This window comes from Citrobacter youngae (assembly GCF_003818115.1).
Taxonomy (GTDB): domain Bacteria; phylum Pseudomonadota; class Gammaproteobacteria; order Enterobacterales; family Enterobacteriaceae; genus Citrobacter; species Citrobacter youngae.
Genome location: NZ_RPOI01000010.1, coordinates 306,256 through 327,909, shown reverse-complemented (window position 1 = coordinate 327,909; position 21,654 = coordinate 306,256). Strand labels below are relative to the sequence as shown.

The 21,654-nt window shown below is 51.2% G+C and carries 26 protein-coding genes and 1 tRNA gene; 11 read left to right on the top strand and 16 right to left on the bottom strand.

Annotated features, from left to right (window positions below; all coding sequences use genetic code 11):
* Positions 1–13: 13 nt before the first annotated feature.
* On the top strand, positions 14–1,030 hold the full coding sequence (sfbB, locus tag EHN13_RS10305) for a virulence-associated ABC transporter ATP-binding protein SfbB (protein ID WP_124021342.1): 1,017 nt from the start codon (positions 14–16) through the stop codon (positions 1,028–1,030).
* Positions 1,023–1,682 carry a methionine ABC transporter permease gene (locus EHN13_RS10300; protein WP_048212383.1) on the top strand — a complete coding sequence of 220 codons (660 nt, stop codon included), beginning with the start codon at positions 1,023–1,025 and terminating at the stop codon, positions 1,680–1,682. Before sfbB ends, EHN13_RS10300 begins: the two co-directional genes overlap by 8 nt.
* Here EHN13_RS10300 and mnmH read toward each other — a convergent pair whose 3' ends face one another.
* The 5 genes from mnmH to ppiB all read right to left on the bottom strand — a co-directional run bounded on the left by mnmH (position 1,683) and on the right by ppiB (position 5,775).
* Complete coding sequence (mnmH, locus tag EHN13_RS10295) at positions 1,683–2,768, bottom strand: tRNA 2-selenouridine(34) synthase MnmH (protein WP_124021341.1); 1,086 nt, start codon at positions 2,766–2,768, stop codon at positions 1,683–1,685. It abuts the gene before it with no gap.
* A 96-nt stretch (positions 2,769–2,864) separates the two neighbouring features.
* On the bottom strand, positions 2,865–3,932 hold the full coding sequence (purK, locus tag EHN13_RS10290; protein ID WP_124021340.1) for a 5-(carboxyamino)imidazole ribonucleotide synthase: 1,068 nt from the start codon (positions 3,930–3,932) through the stop codon (positions 2,865–2,867).
* Positions 3,929–4,438, bottom strand: coding sequence for a 5-(carboxyamino)imidazole ribonucleotide mutase (purE, locus tag EHN13_RS10285; RefSeq protein WP_005125240.1), 510 nt, complete (start codon positions 4,436–4,438; stop codon positions 3,929–3,931). Before purE ends, purK begins: the two co-directional genes overlap by 4 nt.
* A gap of 117 nt (positions 4,439–4,555) precedes the next feature.
* Positions 4,556–5,278, bottom strand: a complete 723-nt coding sequence (gene lpxH / locus EHN13_RS10280) for a UDP-2,3-diacylglucosamine diphosphatase (RefSeq protein ID WP_048212380.1) — start codon at positions 5,276–5,278, stop codon at positions 4,556–4,558.
* Positions 5,279–5,280: 2 nt separating this feature from the next.
* A complete protein-coding gene (gene ppiB / locus EHN13_RS10275) occupies positions 5,281–5,775 on the bottom strand; it encodes a peptidylprolyl isomerase B (protein ID WP_003021875.1) in 495 nt (164 codons plus the stop codon).
* A gap of 173 nt (positions 5,776–5,948) precedes the next feature.
* Here ppiB and cysS point away from each other — a divergent pair, with 173 nt between their 5' ends.
* Positions 5,949–7,334: a cysteine--tRNA ligase gene (cysS, locus tag EHN13_RS10270; protein ID WP_048212379.1), complete on the top strand. Its 1,386-nt coding sequence runs from the start codon at positions 5,949–5,951 to the stop codon at positions 7,332–7,334.
* A gap of 91 nt (positions 7,335–7,425) precedes the next feature.
* Here the strand turns inward: cysS and EHN13_RS10265 are convergent, their stop codons facing one another.
* The 3 genes from EHN13_RS10265 to folD form a co-directional block, all read right to left on the bottom strand.
* Positions 7,426–7,950: a metal-dependent hydrolase gene (locus EHN13_RS10265; protein ID WP_124021339.1), complete on the bottom strand. Its 525-nt coding sequence runs from the start codon at positions 7,948–7,950 to the stop codon at positions 7,426–7,428.
* Between the two features lie 124 nt (positions 7,951–8,074).
* Complete coding sequence (gene ybcJ / locus EHN13_RS10260; protein WP_048212377.1) at positions 8,075–8,287, bottom strand: ribosome-associated protein YbcJ; 213 nt, start codon at positions 8,285–8,287, stop codon at positions 8,075–8,077.
* A gap of 1 nt (position 8,288) precedes the next feature.
* A complete protein-coding gene (folD, locus tag EHN13_RS10255) occupies positions 8,289–9,155 on the bottom strand; it encodes a bifunctional methylenetetrahydrofolate dehydrogenase/methenyltetrahydrofolate cyclohydrolase FolD (RefSeq protein ID WP_005122057.1) in 867 nt (288 codons plus the stop codon).
* A gap of 574 nt (positions 9,156–9,729) precedes the next feature.
* Between folD and fimA the strand changes: the two genes are divergently transcribed.
* From fimA to sfmF, 6 genes are all read left to right on the top strand, one after another.
* Positions 9,730–10,284, top strand: a complete 555-nt coding sequence (gene fimA, locus EHN13_RS10250) for a type 1 fimbrial major subunit FimA (protein WP_005122056.1) — start codon at positions 9,730–9,732, stop codon at positions 10,282–10,284.
* A 76-nt stretch (positions 10,285–10,360) separates the two neighbouring features.
* Complete coding sequence (fimI, locus tag EHN13_RS10245) at positions 10,361–10,894, top strand: type 1 fimbrial protein subunit FimI (protein WP_048212376.1); 534 nt, start codon at positions 10,361–10,363, stop codon at positions 10,892–10,894.
* Between the two features lie 41 nt (positions 10,895–10,935).
* Positions 10,936–11,628 carry a type 1 fimbria chaperone FimC gene (gene fimC, locus EHN13_RS10240; RefSeq protein ID WP_005122054.1) on the top strand — a complete coding sequence of 231 codons (693 nt, stop codon included), beginning with the start codon at positions 10,936–10,938 and terminating at the stop codon, positions 11,626–11,628.
* A 7-nt stretch (positions 11,629–11,635) separates the two neighbouring features.
* A complete protein-coding gene (locus EHN13_RS10235) occupies positions 11,636–14,257 on the top strand; it encodes a fimbrial biogenesis usher protein (RefSeq protein ID WP_061067462.1) in 2,622 nt (873 codons plus the stop codon).
* Positions 14,258–14,261: 4 nt separating this feature from the next.
* Positions 14,262–15,269: a type 1 fimbria D-mannose specific adhesin FimH gene (gene fimH / locus EHN13_RS10230; protein ID WP_124021355.1), complete on the top strand. Its 1,008-nt coding sequence runs from the start codon at positions 14,262–14,264 to the stop codon at positions 15,267–15,269.
* 10 nt (positions 15,270–15,279) lie between these two features.
* Entirely contained in the window at positions 15,280–15,798 is a 519-nt protein-coding gene (sfmF, locus tag EHN13_RS10225) for a fimbria assembly protein (protein WP_048212618.1), read from the top strand.
* A 50-nt stretch (positions 15,799–15,848) separates the two neighbouring features.
* Here the strand turns inward: sfmF and fimZ are convergent, their stop codons facing one another.
* The 5 genes from fimZ to fimW form a co-directional block, all read right to left on the bottom strand.
* On the bottom strand, positions 15,849–16,481 hold the full coding sequence (gene fimZ / locus EHN13_RS10220; RefSeq protein WP_005122050.1) for a fimbria biosynthesis transcriptional regulator FimZ: 633 nt from the start codon (positions 16,479–16,481) through the stop codon (positions 15,849–15,851).
* 589 nt (positions 16,482–17,070) lie between these two features.
* Positions 17,071–17,793: a fimbria biosynthesis regulator FimY gene (gene fimY / locus EHN13_RS10215; RefSeq protein ID WP_115600804.1), complete on the bottom strand. Its 723-nt coding sequence runs from the start codon at positions 17,791–17,793 to the stop codon at positions 17,071–17,073.
* Positions 17,794–17,816: 23 nt separating this feature from the next.
* A complete protein-coding gene (locus EHN13_RS24325) occupies positions 17,817–17,954 on the bottom strand; it encodes a hypothetical protein (RefSeq protein ID WP_232034652.1) in 138 nt (45 codons plus the stop codon).
* Positions 17,955–17,963: 9 nt separating this feature from the next.
* Positions 17,964–18,545: an EAL domain-containing protein gene (locus EHN13_RS10210; RefSeq protein WP_232034651.1), complete on the bottom strand. Its 582-nt coding sequence runs from the start codon at positions 18,543–18,545 to the stop codon at positions 17,964–17,966.
* Between the two features lie 167 nt (positions 18,546–18,712).
* On the bottom strand, positions 18,713–19,306 hold the full coding sequence (fimW, locus tag EHN13_RS10205) for a fimbria biosynthesis transcriptional regulator FimW (RefSeq protein ID WP_101742354.1): 594 nt from the start codon (positions 19,304–19,306) through the stop codon (positions 18,713–18,715).
* A 36-nt stretch (positions 19,307–19,342) separates the two neighbouring features.
* Between fimW and EHN13_RS10200 the strand changes: the two genes are divergently transcribed.
* Both EHN13_RS10200 and EHN13_RS10195 read left to right on the top strand, forming a co-directional pair.
* Positions 19,343–19,522 carry a hypothetical protein gene (locus tag EHN13_RS10200; RefSeq protein WP_040232627.1) on the top strand — a complete coding sequence of 60 codons (180 nt, stop codon included), beginning with the start codon at positions 19,343–19,345 and terminating at the stop codon, positions 19,520–19,522.
* Between the two features lie 39 nt (positions 19,523–19,561).
* A tRNA-Arg gene (locus EHN13_RS10195) sits at positions 19,562–19,638 on the top strand.
* 148 nt (positions 19,639–19,786) lie between these two features.
* Here EHN13_RS10195 and uspF read toward each other — a convergent pair.
* The 3 genes from uspF to EHN13_RS10180 all read right to left on the bottom strand — a co-directional run bounded on the left by uspF (position 19,787) and on the right by EHN13_RS10180 (position 21,652).
* Positions 19,787–20,215 (bottom strand): universal stress protein UspF, encoded by a 429-nt coding sequence (uspF, locus tag EHN13_RS10190; protein WP_061067464.1) that lies wholly within the window; start codon positions 20,213–20,215, stop codon positions 19,787–19,789.
* 145 nt (positions 20,216–20,360) lie between these two features.
* A complete protein-coding gene (locus EHN13_RS10185) occupies positions 20,361–21,164 on the bottom strand; it encodes an MBL fold metallo-hydrolase (RefSeq protein WP_048212370.1) in 804 nt (267 codons plus the stop codon).
* A gap of 161 nt (positions 21,165–21,325) precedes the next feature.
* Entirely contained in the window at positions 21,326–21,652 is a 327-nt protein-coding gene (locus EHN13_RS10180; protein ID WP_061067465.1) for a hypothetical protein, read from the bottom strand.
* Positions 21,653–21,654 lie beyond the last annotated feature (2 nt).

Genomic DNA, 21,654 nt, shown 5'->3' with positions numbered 1-21,654 from the left:
TTCTGAGGTGGCTATGATTGAGATAGAAAAGGTTTGCGTGGACTTCGCCGCAGGCCGTGGAGCATCAACCCGGGCGGTTGATGACGTTAGCTTGCGCATTGGCGCAGGTGAGATATTTGGCATTGTCGGGACCAGTGGCGCGGGGAAAAGTACGCTGCTGCGCACCCTGAACGCCTTAACGCGACCGAGCCAGGGAAGCGTGAAGGTGAACGGCGTAGAAATTTCCGCACTGGAAGGCGCGCATCTACGTAAAGCCCGTCAGCGTATTGGTATGATTTTTCAGCACTTTAATCTGATGCATACCCGTACCGTGGCGCAAAACGTCGCCTTTAGCCTGAAGGCTGCCGGATGGGAACGCAGTAAAATTGGCCCGCGCGTGAGCGAAATCCTGTCGCTGGTGGGGCTGTCAGACAAGGCGAACCGCTTTCCGGTTCAGCTCAGCGGTGGGCAAAAGCAGCGCGTGGGTATTGCCCGTGCGATTGCTAATCACCCGGATGTGTTGCTGTGTGATGAACCGACTTCCGCATTGGATCTGGAAACGTCAGCCACGATTCTGACGTTGCTCAAGCAGATCAACCAACAGTTGGGGATCACGATCGTGCTGATCACCCATGAGATGAACGTGATCAAATCCATTTGCGATCGCGTGGCGGTGATGTCCGGTGGCAAGGTAGTGGAGTCTGGTGAGGTGTTTGATGTTTTTGCTCACCCGCAGCACGTTTTCACTCAGCAACTGGTGTCGCATACCCTCAATCTGACGCTACCCGACCGTCTGCGCCAGCATCTGCCCGGTCAGTTGCTAAAAATTCTGTTCATCGGTGATTCGGCAGAACAGCCGGTGTTGTCAGAAGTGGCGGTTAAATTTGGCGTGGCGGTGAACATTCTGCACGGCAAAATTGAATATATCGGCGAACGTGCGCTGGGGATTCTGGTGGTGCAACTCACCGCGCCGCATAACCCTTCTGCGGTGGATGTCGCCGTGGAACATATTCGTCAACGTACTGCACAGGTGGAGGTGATTCGTGGATGATTTATTGCCGGATTTGACGCTGGCGTTCAATGAAACCTTCCAGATGCTGAGCATCTCTACGCTGTTGGCGATTATTGGCGGTCTGCCGCTCGGTTTTCTTATTTTCGTTACCGATCGGCATTTATTCTGGCAAAACCGTTTTGTGTATCTGCTCAGCTCCGTGCTGGTGAATATTATCCGTTCGGTGCCGTTTGTGATCCTGCTGGTTCTGTTGTTGCCGCTCACCCAGTTTTTGCTCGGCAATACCATTGGACCCATCGCGGCGTCGGTCCCACTTTCGGTAGCAGCAATTGCTTTCTATGCCCGTCTGGTTGATAGCGCGCTACGTGAAGTCGATAAAGGCATTATCGAGGCGGCGGAAGCCTTTGGCGCCAGCCCGATGCGCATCATCTGCACCGTTCTGTTACCGGAGGCGAGCGCGGGTCTGCTGCGTGGGTTGACGATAACGCTGGTGAGTTTGATCGGTTACTCCGCAATGGCTGGGATCGTTGGCGGCGGCGGGGTAGGCGACCTGGCGATTCGCTTTGGTTATTACCGCTACGAAACCCAGGTCATGGTAGTCACCGTGGTGGCGTTGATTATTCTGGTGCAGGTCGTTCAGGTGCTGGGCGACTGGTTGGCGAAACGCGCAGACAAGCGCGACAGACATTGATTACTGTACGCTAAGCCAGTCAGCCACCTCCTGCCATGAGCCGCGAAAGACAATTTTCGCGGCTTTCTTTTCCAGCTGATAGCGATACATCGGGTCGTAATATTCGTTGAGCAACGGCACCAGCCAGCCCATATGCGCGTCGGTACTGCCGTTGGCTTGTTGCTCTTGCAGGGCGACGTCGAGCAGTGCGGTCAGCTCGGCAAAACGCTGTAAACCCAGACGGCGGCGGATAGCAAACAGGCCGTGATGCAAATATTCACAGTACTCCTGCCAGCCCTGATTCTCGCCATAAACGTGGGTGAAATCGTGGTGCATACGGACAAAATACTCTTCGTGCAGGCGCTCCAGCCGTAGCTCAAAAGGATCGTCCACCACCGCAATAGATGCCTGGCTCATGCGCTCGCGCAGGCATTCGGGCAGATGATTAGCGCCGATCATGCGGCCTTCGTCCTCAAGTACCCACAGACGCAGATCCTGACGGCTGTCGGTTTTCAGCATTTCGACCGCCAGCAGGTTTTCAAAGCTTGCCTGGCTCAGCTGCGGCTCAACGGTGCGACCAAACGAGGAACCTCGATGGTGTGCCAGACCTTCAAGGTCAATGCCGTTTGGCTGCTGTTGCACCAACTGCGTTTTACCGTTCCCGGTACAGCCGCCAATTAAGACAATCGGTTTTTGCACCAGTTCTTCCGTCAGTTGAATCGCTGCCTGGCGCAATGCTTTATAACCGCCTTGTATTAGCGGGTAGTCAACACCGGACTCGTGCAGCCACTGCTGCACAATGTGCGAACGCTGGCCGCCGCGCGCGCAACATAAGTAGCCCGCAGGATTTTGACGACAGGCATTAAGCCATGCCTTCATGCGTTGCTGGCGAGTCTCGCCACAAACCAGTTGATGGCCAAGCGCGAGGGCGGCCTCAGGCCCCTGACGTTTATAACAGGTACCTACGGCGGCACGTTCGTCATCGTTCATTAAGGGAAGGTTTATTGCGCCCGGCATTGCGCCCTGCTGAAATTCGACGGGGGCGCGTACATCGATTAAAGGCGTACCGGCGAGCAGAATCGCGCGATAGTCCGTTCCATCGTTCATGTTCAGTCCTGAAAATACAAAACAGCAATGGAGGAGATTTTACGCGCCAGAAGAGGGGCCGGGGAAGGATAAAATCAACTCCCCGGCATTAATGGCTTATTTCAGCTTTGACTGCGCCCAGATAATGCCGCTGGCATATTCCGGCGGCAGCAGGGGGATAAGCGCCTCCAGCGTCGCGCTAAGACGTGCAGTATCGCTGTCGCTCAGGTTCAGATGACCCACCTTACGACCTTCACGCACTTCTTTGTCATACCAGTGCAGGTGTACCAGCGGCAGCTTCAGCCAGTCGTAGTTCAGGTCGCTACCAATCAGGTTTACCATCACCGAAGGATTATTCACCACCGGCGTCGGTAATGGCAGGCTGGTAATGGCGCGCAGGTGCAGCTCAAACTGGCTGATGCTGGCGCCGTTTTGCGTCCAGTGCCCGCTGTTGTGCACGCGAGGCGCCAGTTCGTTGATCAACAGACCTTCCGGGGTGATGAAACACTCCATCGCCATCACGCCGACATACCCCAGTTCCTGCATGATGGCAGAGAGCATCGCTTCGGCCTGTTCTTGTTGTCTGGCGTTAGCCTGCGGGAAGACCACGCTGGTGCGCAGAATACCGTCCTGGTGCAGGTTATGGGTCAGCGGATAGAAGACGGTGCTGCCGTCGTGCGCACGAGCGCCTACCAGTGACACTTCACCAGAGAAATTGATTCCCTGCTCGACAATACACTCGCCGTAGCAATCATCCGGCAGTTGTTCGGTTTCATTGGCGCGTAAACGCCACTGTCCACGACCGTCGTAGCCGCCGACGCGACGCTTGACGATAGCCAGCGCACCCAGTTTGTCGAATACCGCAGGCCACTCGCTTTTATCCGCCAACAGTTGCCACGGCGCAGTTGCCAGGCCGAGCTTGTCGAAAAGCTGCTTTTGCGTGAGACGGTCGGCAATAATCGGGAAAACGTCGCGGTTAACAAACGCCGGGTGGCGCGCCAGTTCGCGGGTTAACGCGGTTTCCGGCCAGCGCTCGATCTCAGCGGTAATGACGCTTTGCTGAAAGGGGACGGCGGCGGGCTCTGCATCCAGTCCGACGGGCCAGACCGAAATGCCCAGCGGCTCGCCGGCCTGACGCAACATGCGCCCTAACTGACCGTTACCGAGTACGCAGACCTGCTTCATGCCGCACCTCGCGGGTCCGGGTTCTCCAGTACCTCATCGGTTTGCGCTTTGCGCCAGTCGCTCAGACGCTGATGTAATGCTTTGTCGTGTGTTGCCAGAATTTGTGCTGCCAGCAGGGCCGCATTTGCCGCACCCGCTTTGCCGATCGCCAGTGTTCCAACGGGAATGCCGCGCGGCATTTGAACAATGGAGTAGAGGCTATCTACGCCGCTCAACGCTGCGCTTTGCACCGGAACGCCTAACACGGGGACCAGCGTTTTCGCTGCAATCATGCCCGGCAGATGCGCTGCGCCGCCAGCACCGGCAATAATCACCTGATAACCGTTTTCTTCAGCGCTTTCGGCGAAGCTGAACAGTTTATCAGGGGTACGGTGAGCGGAGACGACTTCAACATGATGCGGAACGTCCAGCATTTCGAAGATTTCGGCGGCGAACTGCATGGTAGCCCAGTCGCTTTTGGACCCCATCACGATGGCGACACGCGCCGGATTATTGCGGGAAGACATGCGTCTAAAAACTCCTGTGGGTGTGCTTCACACTGCTTTAGAGGCGAGAGAGAATAGCACGTTTTAAAAACAAGGAAAACGATTGCGTTGCGTGTATGCAGACGTTTTCAGCCGTGATTAAAACGGAAAAGCGATCAGTTCAACGTCGTCAGGTGTGACTTTAATCATCGAACCTTCGGTGTGCCAGGCACCTAACACCACGCGGAAAGCGGGTTGCTCATTGGCCGTGAGTTCGTGGACAGCAGGACGGTGTGTATGTCCGTGAATTAACCACTGGACCTGATGTTTCTCCATTTCGGCAATGACGGCCTGTGGATTCACATCCATGATCTCCAGCGATTTACTGCTGTTGGCGGCAAGGCTTCCGGCGCGCATCTTCGCGGCAATACGTTGGCGAATGAATAACGGCAGGGAGAGAAACAATTTTTGTAGCCAGGGCTGATGAACCTTAGCCCGAAACGCCTGATAGCCTGCGTCGTCGGTGCACAAGGTGTCGCCATGCATGATCAGTACCTTGCGACCATACAGGTTGAGCACTTTTTCCTGAGGTAACAGGGTCATGCCGCTCTCACGGGCAAAACGCTTGCCGATCAGAAAATCACGGTTGCCGTGAATAAAAAAGCAGGGAACGCCGGAATCCGTCAGCGCTTTTATCGCTGCGGCCATTTCACGATGTAGGGGATTGGGATCGTCATCGCCTATCCAGGCCTCAAACAGATCGCCAAGAATGTACAGCGCATCAGCCTTTCGTGCATCGCCGGCTAAAAAACGCAGAAAACCGGCGGTGATCGCCGGTTCTTCCGTGCAGAGATGAAGATCTGCAATAAACAGTGTTGTCACGATTACTCGCTGACGGTCACGTTTTCGATGATAACGTCTTCTTTTGGTACGTCCTGATGCATACCGCTGCGACCGGTGGAAACGCCTTTGATTTTATCAACGACATCCATACCTTCGACAACTTCAGCGAACACACAGTAACCCCAGCCCTGCATGCTTTCGCCGGAGAAGTTCAGGAAGTCGTTGTCGGCAACGTTGATGAAAAACTGAGCAGTCGCGGAGTGCGGAGCCTGAGTACGCGCCATTGCCAGCGTTCCACGGGTGTTTTTCAGACCGTTGTTGGCTTCGTTTTTGATAGCCTCTTTCGTGGCTTTTTGCTTCATGCCCGGCTCAAAACCGCCGCCCTGGATCATGAAACCATTAATAACACGGTGGAAAATGGTGTTGTTGTAAAAACCTTCGCGGCAGTAGTCCAGGAAGTTTTTAACTGTTTCAGGCGCTTTATCATCAAACGTTTTGATTACGATATCGCCGTGATTAGTGTGGAAAGTAACCATTTTTGCATCCTGTTCCGATAGAGTGGTGCTTCGACCCTGGTCAGGGTCACATGATAGGGGCTTGTTATAGCATAACCGCAAGGTTCGATCACCTTGCAAAGTGTGCTGCTTCGGGGCCAATTTATAGGTATTATAGGGCTTTGTTATCCACACACGTCTACACGGAATCTTCGATGTTAAAAATCTTTAATACACTGACGCGCCAAAAAGAGGAATTCAAACCCATTCATGCCGGGGAAGTCGGCATGTACGTGTGTGGCATCACCGTTTACGATCTCTGTCATATTGGACACGGGCGTACCTTTGTTTCTTTCGACGTTGTTGCCCGTTATCTGCGTTTCCTCGGCTACAAGCTGAAGTATGTGCGCAACATTACCGATATCGACGACAAAATCATTAAGCGCGCGAATGAAAATGGCGAGAGCTTTGTGGCGCTGGTTGATCGCATGATTGCGGAAATGCACAACGATTTCGATGCGCTGAATATTCTGCGCCCGGATCTTGAACCGCGCGCGACGCACCATATCGCCGAGATTATCGAAATCACCGAACAGCTGATTGCCAAAGGTCACGCTTACGTTGCTGATAACGGTGACGTGATGTTTGACGTGCCGACTGACCCGAACTACGGTCAGCTGTCCCGCCAGGATCTGGATCAACTGCAGGCGGGTGCGCGTGTTGATGTGGTTGATGTGAAGCGCAACCCGATGGACTTTGTGCTGTGGAAGATGTCCAAAGAGGGTGAGCCGAGCTGGCCATCTCCATGGGGTGCAGGTCGTCCTGGCTGGCACATTGAATGTTCTGCGATGAACTGCAAACAGCTGGGTAATCATTTCGATATTCACGGCGGCGGCTCCGACCTGATGTTCCCGCACCATGAAAACGAAATTGCTCAGTCCACCTGTGCGCATGACGGTGAATACGTTAATTACTGGATGCACTCCGGGATGGTGATGGTTGACCGTGAGAAAATGTCCAAATCGCTGGGCAACTTCTTTACCGTGCGCGACGTGCTGAAATACTACGACGCCGAAACCATTCGCTACTTCCTGATGTCCGGCCATTATCGCAGCCAGTTGAACTACAGCGAAGAGAACCTGAAACAGGCACGCTCTGCGCTGGAGCGTCTGTACACCGCGCTGCGCGGCACTGACAAGTCCGTTGCTCCAGCCGGTGGCGAAGCCTTTGAAGCGCGCTTCATTGAAGCGATGGATGACGACTTCAATACGCCGGAAGCCTACTCCGTGCTGTTTGATATGGCGCGTGAGGTTAACCGTCTGAAGGGCGAAGATATGGCGGCAGCTAACGCTATGGCTGCGCATCTGCGTAAGCTGTCCGGCGTGCTGGGCCTGCTGGAACAGGAGCCAGAAGCCTTCCTGCAAAGCGGTGCGCAGGCGGATGATGGTGAAGTTGCTGAAATTGAAGCGTTAATCCAACAACGTCTGGATGCCCGTAAGGCGAAAGACTGGGCGGCAGCTGACGCCGCGCGCGATCGTCTCAACGAGATGGGCATCGTGCTGGAAGACGGTCCGCAGGGCACCACCTGGCGTCGTAAGTAAATCTCTATATTGCCGGATGGCGGCTAGTGCCTTATCCGGCCTACGATGGAATGATCGGTAGGCCTGATAAGCGTAGCGCCATCAGGCACTATTAATGACGTCTGTACCACCACAACACACCCATCATGACGGCTCCTGGCAGCCATACCCATATTAGCTCCGAAAGAATAACCTGATGCCCGTACGGCGTGGCGTAGCGCGATAGCGCAAACGGTGCGACCTTAATGACCTGCCACGGTGCGAAGAAGCGTTCATCTGACCACGGCCACAGCCAGCCAACGCCTTTTCCCCCGGTAGTGACAGAATCCAGCAGGCTGTGCGACAGCAGTGAAACCGTCAGGAATAACCAGCAGCGAATCAATCCCGCCTTAAACCATCGTCGGCCAATCAAAACACAGAGTAGTGGCACGATAAAGGCGAACAGCAGCGAGTGGGTAAAACCACGGTGACCAAATACGTTGCCGTAGGCGATGCCAAGCTTAAACGACAGCACGTCGGCATCCGGCAACATAGCCAGAATGACGCCAGTAAACAGTAAGCGCGGGGGGATGACTTTAAGCCCGAGACCTAACCCTAAGCAGAGTGGCACGGCCGCGTGGGTAACAATTGTTGGCATGATGATCGCTTCGTGTGGAAAAACGACATGCTAACAATTCACTGTGAAGTGGTGATGAAGTGATTATCTGAAAATGAGAGAGGAAGTGGCCGGACAGGGGGTTAGCCTCATCCGGCACCGGGGATCACGCCACGACGGTAATACTTTGGCCTTCAAAGCTTACGGTCTGTCCGGCAACGATTTTGCAGCGCTTACGCGTTTCTACTACACCATCGACCTTCACCAACCCTTCGCCAATGGCGATTTTTGCCTGGGCGCCACTTTCGCTCCAGCCTTCCAGCTTCAGCAGATCGCAGAGTTCAACATGCGGGTGTTTACCCAGTGAAAATGTGGCCATCTTAAACGTCCTTTACATCATGATATTCAACACACGCCTGCAGCGTGTTTTCGATAAGCGTGGCGACGGTCATAGGGCCAACGCCGCCCGGCACTGGCGTGATATATGACGCGCGTGCGGCAGCATCTTCAAAGACCACATCGCCAACAACCTTACCATTCTCCAGACGGTTGATGCCGACATCAATCACAATCGCACCTTCTTTAATCCACTCACCGGGAATAAAGCCTGGTTTACCGACGGCGACGATCAGCAGGTCAGCATGCTCAACGTGGCGACGCAGATCTTTGGTGAACCGGTGGGTAACGGTGGTGGTGCAGCCAGCCAGCAGCAGTTCCATGCTCATCGGGCGACCAACAATATTGGAGGCGCCAATCACCACGGCGTTCAGGCCATACGTGTCGATGTTGTAGCGTTCAAGCAGGGTCACGATACCGCGTGGGGTACATGGACGCAGGCGCGGCGCGCGTTGGCACAGGCGACCGACGTTATACGGGTGGAAACCGTCAACGTCTTTATCCGGTGCAATACGCTCCAGCACTTTGACGTTGTCGATACCCGCCGGCAACGGCAGTTGTACCAGGATACCATCGATGGTGGCATCTGCATTGAGCGTATCGATCAGCTCAAGAAGTTCCGCCTCGCTGGTGGTTTCAGGCAGGTCCCAGGAGCGGGAGACAAAACCCACTTCGTCACAAGCTTTGCGTTTACTTGCCACGTAAATCTGCGAAGCCGGGTTGCTACCTACCAGCACAACAGCCAGTCCTGGGGCGCGTAATCCAGCCGCTAAACGCGCCTGAACTTTTTGAGCAACCTCAGAGCGCACCTGCTGCGCAATCGTTTTACCGTCAATAATCTTTGCTGCCATCAGAGAGAGGATTCCGTCTGTTACGTTAAGTCGAAGGGGATGTCACTATTTTGTCAGAAGCGGGGCGTGCTGTCAGTTTTCGTTTGCGTTTTTACGTGCGGTGGAGTGTTTCGCATAGCCCGTGAGCGCGGCAACAGGTGTTGGACGTTGGTACGTAATTCATAAGCATGCTAATGAAACTTAACCTAAATGAAACAACTCATCACCCTGCTATTTTCATGGGTAATATCTCAGAAACCAGACTGTTACGTCTTGTTATGGCCGTTTTTGCCTCATTTCCATCCGGAATTTTCTTAGAGTCCAATAAGAATAAGCCAGGGTCATTAAAAGGAATTGCAGGTATTTTTCATTAATTGAAATGTTTAATTTATCCCGGTGACGAATTGTCATATTCGTGAAGATTAATTAGTGAATCAAATACTCAGGAGAGTGGGAGTACACGTTTCGCTAATTCTCTCTCGATATATATCTTTACAGGATGCAGAGATAATTTGCCTGACATTTAATGTCGATAATGATTCAAACGGATCCCGCAGGACGCTGGAGCCGGATGTGTGTAATTCAAGGGAAATCCATGAAACGTAAATTAATGACCTCTTCTGTTTTTGCCAGCATGATGTTAATGGCGGGCGCAGCGGTGGCGGCAGATCCGGTAAGCGTGAGCGGCGGTACGGTTCACTTTGAAGGTGAACTGGTCAATGCAGCCTGTGCAGTGAGCACTCAGTCAGCCGACCAGGTTGTCACATTAGGCCAATATCGTACCGCCAGCTTCACCGCAGTCGGTGACACCACGGCGCAAATTCCGTTTTCCATCGTGCTGAACGACTGTGACCCGAAAGTTGCTGCGACTGCTGCTGTTGCTTTCTCGGGCCAGACGGACCTCACCAACAACAGCCTGTTGGCTCTATCTTCTTCGGATAACAGCACCACAGCGGGCGGCGTAGGGATCGAAATCCTGGACAACACCTCTACCGCACTGAAGCCAGATGGCGCGACCTTCTCAACCGCTCAGGCGCTGGTGGAAGGCACCAACACCCTGCGTTTCTCCGCGCGTTATAAAGCCACAGCAACCAGCGCCACGCCGGGTCAGGCAAATGCGGATGCGACCTTCATCATGAAGTACGAATAAGCCGTTTGATTCTTGCAGGGAAGACTACCGCCTCATGGGATGAGGCACTATCCGGGGATGATGAAGGATGTGGCAGATGATAGGGAAAGGCGTAGCGCTGGCGGGAATGGTCTGCGTAATGCCGGCGTTTGCTCACACCGTGATACTGGAAAGTGGCCGTCTTCATTTACGTGGGCAACTGGTTAATGGTGCCTGTACGGTTGCCACAGACAGCCAGAGCTTACGGGTGCAGATGGGGCAGTACCGCACTAACGCGTTTTCCGGGACGGGAAGTTTTGCTTCTACCAGCGTACCGTTTTCGCTGCGACTAACGTCGTGCAGTGCTGATGTTTATGACCATGTGGGGATTGCCTTTGCGGGCGTTACGCCAGCCGAAGATCCACAGGTCTTTCTTGCCAGCGGCGATGCGTCTGCGGTTTCGGGGATTGGTCTGGCGTTGTTTGATGAGCGACAGCGACAAATAATTCCGAATGCGCTGCCGCTTCATTATGCCCCGATTTTAACGCAAGAGATGACGTTTCATTTCACTGCTCGCTATCGGGCTGTCTCGGAATATATAACGCCGGGAACGCTTCGTTCAGATGTGTGGTTTACGTTGGTGTATCCCTGATTTATTTCCTAACGATAATCACGCCAAAGGTATTTGTAGCTATGTTTAATTATCTAAAATCAGGCTTTATCATTTTACTGGCCTTATTTTCTGCCACCAGTGTGCAGGCATCTGGTGGAATTGCATTAGGTGCAACTCGCGTTATTTATCCTGCCGAGGCTAAACAAACGTCCCTCGCCATTAGTAATAGTGATACCAAAGAACGTTTCCTGATTAATTCATGGATAGAGAACAGCGCAGGCGTCAAAGATAAATCGTTTGTGGTCACACCGCCGCTGTTTGTCAGTGAACCTAAAAGTGAAAACACGCTGCGTATCATCTACGCGGGCGAGCCGCTGCCCAAAGACCGTGAATCGCTGTTCTGGATGAATGTGAAGGCTATTCCGTCGGTCAATAAAAATAGCCTTGAGGGGAAAAACGTTCTGCAACTGGCGATTTTGTCGCGCATCAAACTCTTTGTCCGCCCAAATAATCTGCCACAAATCGCGGAAGATGCGCCAGGCATGCTGCAGTTTTCCCGTACCGGCAACCACCTGAAAATCACCAACCCGTCAGCGTATTACGTCACGCTGGTCAATCTCAATGTCGGAAATACGAAGATTGATAACGTTATGGTTGCGCCAAAAAATGACACGCAGGTCCTGTTGCCGACTGGCGTTCAGGGAAACGTTACGTTCCAGACGGTGAACGATTATGGCGCAGTCACCACCGCTAAAACGGTTAGCGTGCGTTGAGAAAACGATGAATAAGACAACGTATTTTCCTGGCCTGTTACCGGGGGTTACGCCACCGCTGGCAGGGGTGGCGTTGTCCACGCTGGCCGCGCTCTTTCCCTCCTTCAGCCAGGGTGAAAGCTATTTCAATCCGGCGTTTTTATCTGCCGATACCGCTACTGTGGCGGATTTGTCTCGTTTCGAAAAAGGGAATCACCAGCCTGAAGGCGTTTATCGTGTGGATATTTGGCGCAATGATGAGTTTGTGGCCACCCAGGATATTCGTTTCGCCACCAGCGCGGGGAAAGCCGGAGAAAAATCCGGCGGGCTGATGCCGTGCTTTGATCTCGACTGGGTTAAACGCCTTGGCGTCAATATCACTGCGTTTCCGGCACTCAGTCAGGATGCGAACAATACCTGTATTAATTTGCCAGAGGCGATTCCTGGTAGCGAAATTGCCTTCGATTTTTCTACACTGCGTTTAAATGTCAGCCTGCCGCAAGCCTCAATGTTGAACAGTGCGCGTGGCTATATTCCGCCAGAGGAGTGGGATGAAGGTATTCCGGCGGCGCTGGTTAACTACAGCTTTACCGGCAGTCGCGGCAGCGATACCGACAGCTATTTCTTAAGCATGTTAAGCGGCCTGAACTATGGCCCATGGCGGCTGAGGAATAACGGTGCATGGAACTACTCGAAAGGTGACGGCTACCATTCGCAAAGCTGGAAAAATATTGGCACATGGCTTCAGCGCGCGATTATTCCGCTGAAGGGTGAGCTGGTGATGGGGGACAGTAACACTGGCAACGACGTTTTTGACAGTATCGGTTTTCGTGGTGCTCGTCTCTATTCGTCCGACAGCATGTATCCCGACAGCTTACAGGGCTATGCGCCAACCGTCCGTGGGATTGCGCGTACCGCAGCGAAACTGACTATTCGCCAGAATGGCTACGTGATTTATCAAAGCTATGTTTCGCCAGGCGCTTTTTCGATAACCGATCTTAACCCCACCTCGTCGAGTGGTGACCTGGACGTAACGGTTGATGAGAAGGACGGCAGTCAACAGCGCTATACGGTGCCGTATTCCACGGTACCTCTGCTCCAGCGTGAAGGACGTTTCAAATATGACGTTGTCGCCGGGGATTTTCGCAGCGGTAATAGCCAGCAGTCTTCGCCATTCTTTTTCCAGGGAACGTTAATTGCCGGGTTACCAGAAGGTTACACCGCGTATGGCGGCACGCAGTTAGCTTCACGCTACACCGCACTAGTGTTAGGTACTGGCCGCAACCTGGGAGACTGGGGAGCCGTCTCTGTCGATTTAACGCATGCCCGGAGCCAACTGGCGGATGACAGTACGCATCAGGGGCAATCGCTGCGTTTTCTGTATGCAAAATCACTGAACAACTTCGGTACCAACTTCCAGCTGTTGGGGTACCGCTATTCGACGCGCGGGTTTTATACCCTCGATGATGTGGCGTATCGCAGTATGGAAGGTTACGAGTACGAATATGACAGCGAAGGGAATCGCCACGATGTTCCACAGGTGAAGAGCTACCACAATCTGAGCTACAGCAAAAAGGGACGTTTTCAGATCAACATTTCGCAGAACCTTGGCGATTACGGATCACTCTATGTATCGGGTAGCCAGCAAACGTACTGGAACACCTCAGATACCAATACCTGGTACCAGCTGGGGTATGCCAGCGGTTGGCAGGGGATTAGCTATTCACTCTCCTGGTCATGGAATGAATCGGTCGGGATCTCTGATACCGACCGCATCCTGGCCTTCAATGTGTCTGTACCGTTCAGTCTGCTGACCGGGCGGCGCTACTCGCGTGATAACGCACTCGATCGCACCTACGCCACTTTCAATGCGAACCGTAACAGCAATGGACAAAACAGCTGGCAAAGCGGTATTGGCGGCACGCTGTTAGATGGACGCAATCTCAGCTACAGCGTTAATCAGGGACACAGCAGCTCCAACGGATACAGCGGGAGCGCTAACGCGAACTGGCAGGCGGCCTATGGCACGCTGGGCGTGGGTTACAACTATGACCGTGACCAGCATGACTATAACTGGCAACTCTCCGGTGGCGTCATCGGACATGCGGACGGCATTACGCTCAGCCAACCACTGGGCGATACCAACGTACTGATAAAAGCACCTGGGGCCCAGGGGGTGCGGATAGAAAACCAGACCGGCGTGCAGACCGACTGGCGTGGCTACGCGGTCATGCCGTATGCCACCGTTTATCGTTACAACCGCGTCGCGCTGGATACCAATTCAATGAATAACAACACCGATGTGGAAAATAACGTTAGCAGCGTCGTGCCCACGCAGGGGGCACTGGTACGTGCGGCGTTTGATACACGCATTGGCGTGCGGGCGCTTATCACGGTTAACCGGGATGGAAAACCGGTGCCATTTGGGTCGGTGGTTCGCGAAACCACGAGCGGCGTCACCAGCATGGTCGGTGAGGATGGACAAATTTATCTGAGTGGCCTGCCGCTCAAAGGCAACTTGTTGATCCAATGGGGTGAAGGCGCAAACGCACGCTGTGAAGCGCACTATACCTTGCCTGAAGAGAGCCTGAAACAGGCTGTAACGCTCACCAACGTGATGTGCCAACGACCGTCGGCACGACAGGGATAATATGATGAAACGACAAACCGTTTTGCTACTGGGAAGCGCTTTACTGCTTATAGCTAATACGTCATGGGCGACGGTCTGCCATAACTCGAACGGAACGCCAACGGACGTTTATTACGATCTGTCGAATGTGTTTAACAGCAGCAATAACCAACCGGGCCAGGTAGTGACATTGCCTGAAAAGTCAGGCTGGGTTGGGGTGAATGCAACCTGCCCGGCAGGGACGACGGTGAATTACACCTACCGAAGTTATGTGACAGAACTCCCCGTGCAAAGTACGGAAAATAACTTTCAGTATCTGAAACTCAATGATTACCTGTTGGGGGCCATGAGTATTACCGATAGCTACGCGGGGTTGTTTTATCCTCCACGTAATTATATCCGCATGGGGAATCACCCAAACGTTTCCAAACAGCAGCCTTTTGGCGTGATGGATTCGAAGCTGGTGTTTAAATTAAAAGTGATTCGTTCATTTATCAACATGGTGCCGATCCCGCGACAGACGATGTTCAGCGTCTATGTCACTACCAGCACGGGAGATGCGCTGAGTACGCCGGTTTACACCATAAGCTACAGCGGCAAGGTGGAAGTTCCACAAAACTGCGAGGTGAATGCCGGGCAAATCGTGGAGTTTGATTTTGGCGATATTGGTGCCTCGCTGTTCAGCAAGGCGGGAGCCGGTAACCGGCCCGAAGGTATCAATACGCAAACGAAAACGGTCGCCATAAAATGTACAAATGTTGCCGCGCAAGCTTATCTGACCATGCGGGTCGAGGCCGAAAAAGCGTCCGGGCAAATGATGATATCGGACAACCCGGATTTAGGTTTTATCGTGGCCGACAGCAGCGGTAAACCGCTGACACCCAACAATCTGTCCAGCACCATTCCCTTTCAGTTGGATGATAACGCTGCCGCGCGGGTTGGCATTAGAGCATGGCCAGTCAGCGTGACGGGCAATAAACCAGCGGAAGGGCCTTTCACCGCCCGTGGCTATCTGCGAGTTGATTATGAATAAGCAGAAAACAATGAGACGTCGTGCACTTTTCGTATTGATATCAGCAGTGTCAGCCAGTTCACTATGCCAGGCGGATACCTCGCTGGGTGAGATTAATATCGAACTGCACGGTAATATTGTGGACTTTACCTGTGCGGTTATTGCCAGTGACAATAATAAGTTGGTTGAACTAGGCACCTGGCCGACAAAACAATTAAAGACCACCGGGGATACGACCCAACCGGTTCCCTTCACGTTGAAACTTGAAGGCTGCCCGCCGGGGTCGGCCTCGATAACCTTTTCCGGCACGCCGGCAGCGGGTACCACGTTGTTGGCGCTGGACGATGCCGTGATGGCACAAAAGGTCGCGATTGAATTGCACGATAGCGACCGTACGCGATTACCGCTTGAACAAGCCAGCCAGACAGTAAGCATTGATGAAAATGGCAACGCTATGCTGACTTTTTTTGCCAACTATATTGCGCTGGCAGATGGCGTTCAACCGGGGATCGCGAAAGCAGATGCTACGTTTATGATTAACTACAATTGACATCATGCGCTGATAACGCACTCCCGAACGACGCCTCGCCGGGAGTGCGATCACATTAATTCATGCATCTTTGCATAATCAATTAGCTCAACAATGGTATGTAGTCCGAGCTTGGAATAGATGTTAGCTTTGTGAGCGCTGATTGTTTTATTACTCAATAAAAGTTGCTCAGCAATTTCTTTATTAGATAACCCATTCGCCAGATAACGTAAAACCGTTACCTCGCGGTTCGATAACGGCATGTCATTCAGCACACCTTTACGTATATTAATATTATTAATAAAGTTAAGCGTGTCTGAAGGGAAAAATGAATATCCTGATAAAATCATTTTCACCGCGTTATAGATATCATTGAGATCCTTTCGTTTGCTGACGAAGCCATTGGCACCGGCACGGATCGCCCGTCCGGCATAAAATGATTCAGACTTTGAGGATAGAAACAGTACCCGAGTTTTTTCCTGCAGAGATTTTATTCTCTTGAGTAATGTAAACCCATCGGAGCCAGGTAGTTCAATATCCAGAATGACCAGATCGACTGGATAAGTCCGTAGATGATCTATTGCTGCGCGGCTGTCATCGGTTTCCAGAACAACCTGAATATTACTATTCTTTTCGAGCAGTACTTCTATCGACATTCTGACAATAGGGTGTTCGTCCATAATGATAACGGATGCTGGTTTCATTGTTGTATGCCTCAAACTGTTTGTGTATCTTGCGATTTTGATAAAACATCAGGCGTTATAATATTGTCAAATAGCCAAGGATTGCTCTGGAAGAAGAACCGAATAAATATTATGTCATCCTTGTTTATTCGGTTGTTCTACGTCAGAACAATGAGTTTGTGGAATATCCATTTCACACCAGGGAAAACTTACAATTAATCAGAAAACAGTGAGGATTATACCTGCTCTGCACTTTCGGAAAAGGCTTACAGCACGTAAGTTCATAATGTCTGTTAGGATATCCTGAAAGATCAGGGCATGGTAATGACTATTGATATTAATCTCCTGCTGTTTGAATTATGGCAGATTGAAAAAATTTTTTAAATAGTAAAAACGACACAATGGACTAATTGTTTAGGTTTTGTTAAGGCGGCGAGGCAATTCTTTTTTGTCGAAATGTACTGAATCTGTCAGCTAAAGCAGGATACCTGCGCGACATATAATACCAGGAATAGTTGTAAATATTAAATGTTTGTAAAAATCACATTCGTTTTCTCAGTTGAAAATAAGTAATTTCCTATAAATTCTTATATCACAGAGGGTTAGGGTGTTAAATTAAATGGGGATAGGTAACGCTGAGGCGATGTATCAGATGCAAAAAACGCTGACGATGTGGCAACCCCAGCAGCGTGATCAGCTGGTTCAGGCGATAGATAACGCGGTGATAGGGTTGAGCCTGCAGCAGAGCAATCTTCTTTAATGATTTACCTTGTGACAGTAATGAGATCATCTCCCAGTCAGCCTGATTTATGTGCCCGGAGTGAATATGGTCTGGCGGCATAGATAATAAAGCATGGCGCATCTCCGGGAGGCGCTGACGGCGCGACAGGATATAGAATGGCCCAGCCATCGCAATAAAGTGCCTGAGCGCTTCGTGGCGACTGGGAAGTAATATGAAAATTTGAATATTATCCTGTTCTTTAATGAGTCGGCGAAGATATTCCAGAACATCGAAATATGAGCTTGATGCACCATCCATATCAACCACTAACTGACTCGCTTCAGACTCTTTCAACAGTGGCAGGGCCGATTCAATCGTCTGGAAGATGGCCGTGTGTGTACCAGAAAATAAATAGCGATTTAACGTATAGCCGAGATAGTTGTCTGTTGTGATAATCGCTTGAGATATTGTGTCGCCCGGTAATGTGTAATCAAGTTTTTGAGCCAGATACTCAATTCTGTCAAATTCCTGCGGCGCACAGTGATCATATTGCCAGGTACAGTGGGCGTTTCGTAAACGGCGATGCCGTTCCCGGCGTTTTACACTGCGCATCCTTCCTTTTTCCCTGTCCGTATCTATTGCGCCTGCTCTGGATAAATGGCTGGCCACAAATATCCCTGACCCAAATTTGCGCCAGCGCGCAGGGCAATTTCCTGCTGTTTTTGCGTTTCAATTCCTTCAACTACCACCAGGCTGGCGATTGCGCGCCCCATCTGAATAACCTAGCGGAGTTTTTCCGGCACATGACTGAGTGTCCAGAACGTATTTTTATCTAACTTCACCCCTGACAAATGCCAGTTGGCTGCGGTGAATGTGCCAAGCAGTTCCTCATTGACGTCATCCAGCCATATTGGGATACCATGGTCTTCAAGATGTTGAATTACGCCGTAGACGATCGCCCGCTGGGGTGTACTTAAAGAATAAAACGTATTTGGATCTTGTATTTCGATAATCAAGCTGGACGGAGAGGGCGTAATCAGGGAATGGAATAGCGGCCAACTCAGAAAGGCTTGCATCGGTAAATTCAGTGAGTAGCGCAATCCCTGTTGGTAGCACTTAATTTTGTCAATTTGCTGATAAAACAGATGCTGTCGATGCTGAACCGACAGTTGGTGAAAATATTTCTCACTGTTTATATTGGCGGGAAGATGTGTGAGGACCTCACAACCGTATCTCAACGCGGTAGACAAATCGACAATGGGCTCGAATTTAAGTGCGAATTGCAGGGGTTCTGCATCGCTGTTTTTAGCGGTAAAGACCGAGTACTCAGATTTATCATTCCATAATAGCAGGCTCGGTGCCACGATATCCCCCCTGGCGTCAGAGCAAATATTACCGAGTGTGTCTATTTGTTTCCCCGGAAATAATATACATAGGGTATTCTGGCAGCATGCGATTAGGTACAGTAGGTGCCGATACTTAATTGATGATGAGACATTTCTCAATAAAATGCCCGACCGCAAGATTCACTCTACTGTTGCAGAAAACTCAGGTGCGTCCTGATATACCTTAAAAATTGCTGATCATTTTTCACATCCAGCTTTTTCATAATACGGCGGCGAGTTGCTCTGGCCTGGATATCGCTGATGGAGAGAAGATGTGCTGTTTCAGCGAGCGTGTTACCGCTGGCAAGTAGCATTAAAAACTGGCGTTCCTCCACTGAAAAGTGGCGGGTGGTACAGTAATGGCAGATGGTTGCAGGCACACTGTGGCGGAGCGCGCGTTTTTGCAGAATCAGAATCAATTTTTGGGTTATCGCTTCAACATTATCTTCGCGATAGATAAGCGGCAGCATATACAGGCAGGGACGAAACATCAGCTTATCTTTATCGCCTCCGTTGCAGATGATAACCCGATGCTGGCGTCTGGTGTGGACGGGAACCTGATAACATCCTGCGCTGAGCCAATCGTCATCCAGTGAAATAAAGGCGATGTCTGCGCGATCGATATCTTCGGTAGGTAAAAAGCAGATGTCCTGATGCCACTCATTTGCCAGGCGGGAGATGATGATTTTCAGCCCATGTTCGAAATGACTATTTTCTTCCTTGATAGCGATACTTAACATTGACGAGGTCCTGAACAGCAGGGAAGGGGTTGGGGAATGTTAAGCAAAATCATTAATTTTCTAAATACTTGTAACCTTAAATCCCGCATTATGCTGGCTGAGTTATTACCAGGTGATTTCCTGGAACCCCATGAACGACCAGAAAAAAACAACATTCGTACACTTCGTCAGCAACCGGAACAAAAGGCATTGACTCAGCAGGCGCTGACCGTATAATTCACGCGTTTCATCTGCATGAAGTCATCACTTCTCTATGCGCCCTTAGCTCAGTTGGATAGAGCAACGGCCTTCTAAGCCGTAGGTCGTAGGTTCGAATCCTACAGGGCGTACCATTTCGATAAAATATCCTCCCGGCAAAGTTTTATTCCAGTAGGCATAACGTCTACATCAGCGGCTCTGAATTTAACTTTTTCTGCAGCGTTTTGGGGATATAAAAACGGGAGCCTGATCGCTCCCGTTTTCCTGTTTTTCTAACCAATATCACCGCACAACAAGTACGGGGCATTTGGCATGACGTACTACGGCAGCGGCGGTTGACCCCAACAGATAGGTGCTGAAACCCGGTTTATGGGATGCAATGACGATCAATTCGGCGTCCACGGCATCTGCCAGTTTAAGGATCTGATCTTTCGGTGGGCCATAAACCACATGGGTCTGCGTTCTGCCGGCGGGGATATTGAATTGCTTAACAATGTCGTCGAGCTTTTCGGTGGCTTTCGCCTGTATACCACTTCTGTCCGGGAACTCGTTGGAGTAGGCAAGCCCTAGTGATGCGTAGAACGGAACGGTAGGAATGACCGCTAAAAAATGAACCTTAGCGGTTTTTGCATGCGCTTCAACCTGCGGAATAACATGGCGAGTTAAATCGGCTTCAGAGATATCAATGGGCACCAGAATAGAGCGATACATATTCACTACCTCCTGTTTGTTTACCTCTGTCCTGAGTGTAGCGAACTTTATTTCTGTATAATAAGTGACCAGATCAAGATTGTGCGCGCATTTTGATATTCATGAATGTTATGTGATGAAGATACAACAACCACAATGGTGATTATTATTCGGCCAGCACAATAACATCTCCTGTCGCGGGGGCTTCTTGTCCTGGTAACCACAAACGTCCCCACGCGCCGGTGCAGTGGCAGCCGAGAAGTTTTTCTGGCTGCTGTTGTTTAATAAATCGTCGGGTTTGCCATAACGTATAGGGCGATGCGCAGCGTAAATGGAAGCCGCCGACCAGGGCATGAATTTTGCTGATGCCCGTTATTTGCTGGCAGTGAGCGACGATATTGGCGATGCCCCGGTGTCCGCAGCCGGTAATGATGACTAATCCACGGTCTGACTTGTAGATCAATACCCCTTCGTCAGTGATGTAGTCGCGTTGGGGAGGATTCTCATTGATGACACCGTAGGCCTGCGGTGCGGATACGGATATTTCTCCTGACCACAGAAAGCGTTCGCTAAGGGGCAAAGGCTCACGGGAGTACGCCATCTGCAGACGAGAGTAATCATTATCGCGCGATAATTTCTTGATTTTACGGGTATATCCTGCAAGCGTGAACGCAGCGTAACGTTCGCAGGCAATGTGTGGATGACAGATGATGCGGCTGTTATCGGGAAGCCACGGGACGCCGCCACAGTGATCATAGTGACCATGTGAGAGCACGACAGCGGTTAACTGAGACAAGTCTACGCCCATTAATGCGGCATTGTGCCTAAAACTGTCATCAGGCCCGGTATCAAATAATATCGTGGTGGTTTCATCCTGAACTAACAGACTTAATCCAGGTTTTGCCCGTAGGACTTTTTCTGCACCGCGGGCGCGCCTGTTTTCAAGTAACACCGTAAGGGTTAAAGCCATGCCTGACTCCAGCGTTAAAGCAGCATACTGTAACGCACAGAATGTAAGAGCGCTGTGATCTCAGCGCTCTTTGGGACGGTTAAAATTGACACTAACCACGGGAAAGCGCGCAGGCTATGTTGCTATCCAGGCCCGCACGCGTGTCTTGGTGGAGAGATGGATTACCCTTGCGTTGCTGCCTGTTCGCGATGTTTTTTCGCCTGCAGCTCATGTGAATATGAATGACTGTTATTCATTGACTGATGAACGACCATCGCTTTTTCATGTTCATTCATTTGCGAAAAAGACGGTGCACTAGCCCGCGTGGATTGGCTATTCTGCACCTGTGCTTTATGTGTTTGTGCCATTTGCTGATGAGCAGGTGTATCGCTGTTATTCATCATCTCGTGAGCCATAGCTGCCTGCTGATGCGTTGTGGATGTTTCTGCCGCATTAACGCCAGCTGAGATAAAAAAGGCGATAGCTAAAAAGGAAGATATCTTATTCATCA

Coding starts and splice junctions, on each gene's coding strand:
- sfmF (WP_048212618.1), top strand. CDS start 15,280: ATGAGACGTCGTGCACTTTTCGTATTGATATCAGCAGTGTCAGCCAGT.
- mnmH (WP_124021341.1), bottom strand. CDS start 2,768: ATGAACGATGGAACGGACTATCGCGCGATTCTGCTCGCCGGTACGCCT.
- uspF (WP_061067464.1), bottom strand. CDS start 20,215: ATGTATCGCTCTATTCTGGTGCCCATTGATATCTCTGAAGCCGATTTA.
- sfbB (WP_124021342.1), top strand. CDS start 14: ATGATTGAGATAGAAAAGGTTTGCGTGGACTTCGCCGCAGGCCGTGGA.
- fimY (WP_115600804.1), bottom strand. CDS start 17,793: ATGCGCAGTGTAAAACGCCGGGAACGGCATCGCCGTTTACGAAACGCC.
- ybcJ (WP_048212377.1), bottom strand. CDS start 8,287: ATGGCCACATTTTCACTGGGTAAACACCCGCATGTTGAACTCTGCGAT.
- ppiB (WP_003021875.1), bottom strand. CDS start 5,775: ATGGTTACTTTCCACACTAATCACGGCGATATCGTAATCAAAACGTTT.
- EHN13_RS10235 (WP_061067462.1), top strand. CDS start 11,636: ATGAATAAGACAACGTATTTTCCTGGCCTGTTACCGGGGGTTACGCCA.
- folD (WP_005122057.1), bottom strand. CDS start 9,155: ATGGCAGCAAAGATTATTGACGGTAAAACGATTGCGCAGCAGGTGCGC.
- EHN13_RS10265 (WP_124021339.1), bottom strand. CDS start 7,950: ATGCCAACAATTGTTACCCACGCGGCCGTGCCACTCTGCTTAGGGTTA.
- fimZ (WP_005122050.1), bottom strand. CDS start 16,481: ATGAAACCAGCATCCGTTATCATTATGGACGAACACCCTATTGTCAGA.
- EHN13_RS10200 (WP_040232627.1), top strand. CDS start 19,343: ATGTTAAGCAAAATCATTAATTTTCTAAATACTTGTAACCTTAAATCC.
- fimH (WP_124021355.1), top strand. CDS start 14,262: ATGAAACGACAAACCGTTTTGCTACTGGGAAGCGCTTTACTGCTTATA.
- fimA (WP_005122056.1), top strand. CDS start 9,730: ATGAAACGTAAATTAATGACCTCTTCTGTTTTTGCCAGCATGATGTTA.
- fimW (WP_101742354.1), bottom strand. CDS start 19,306: ATGTTAAGTATCGCTATCAAGGAAGAAAATAGTCATTTCGAACATGGG.
- EHN13_RS24325 (WP_232034652.1), bottom strand. CDS start 17,954: ATGGGGCGCGCAATCGCCAGCCTGGTGGTAGTTGAAGGAATTGAAACG.
- fimI (WP_048212376.1), top strand. CDS start 10,361: ATGATAGGGAAAGGCGTAGCGCTGGCGGGAATGGTCTGCGTAATGCCG.
- EHN13_RS10180 (WP_061067465.1), bottom strand. CDS start 21,652: ATGAATAAGATATCTTCCTTTTTAGCTATCGCCTTTTTTATCTCAGCT.
- cysS (WP_048212379.1), top strand. CDS start 5,949: ATGTTAAAAATCTTTAATACACTGACGCGCCAAAAAGAGGAATTCAAA.
- fimC (WP_005122054.1), top strand. CDS start 10,936: ATGTTTAATTATCTAAAATCAGGCTTTATCATTTTACTGGCCTTATTT.
- purK (WP_124021340.1), bottom strand. CDS start 3,932: ATGAAGCAGGTCTGCGTACTCGGTAACGGTCAGTTAGGGCGCATGTTG.
- purE (WP_005125240.1), bottom strand. CDS start 4,438: ATGTCTTCCCGCAATAATCCGGCGCGTGTCGCCATCGTGATGGGGTCC.
- EHN13_RS10185 (WP_048212370.1), bottom strand. CDS start 21,164: ATGGCTTTAACCCTTACGGTGTTACTTGAAAACAGGCGCGCCCGCGGT.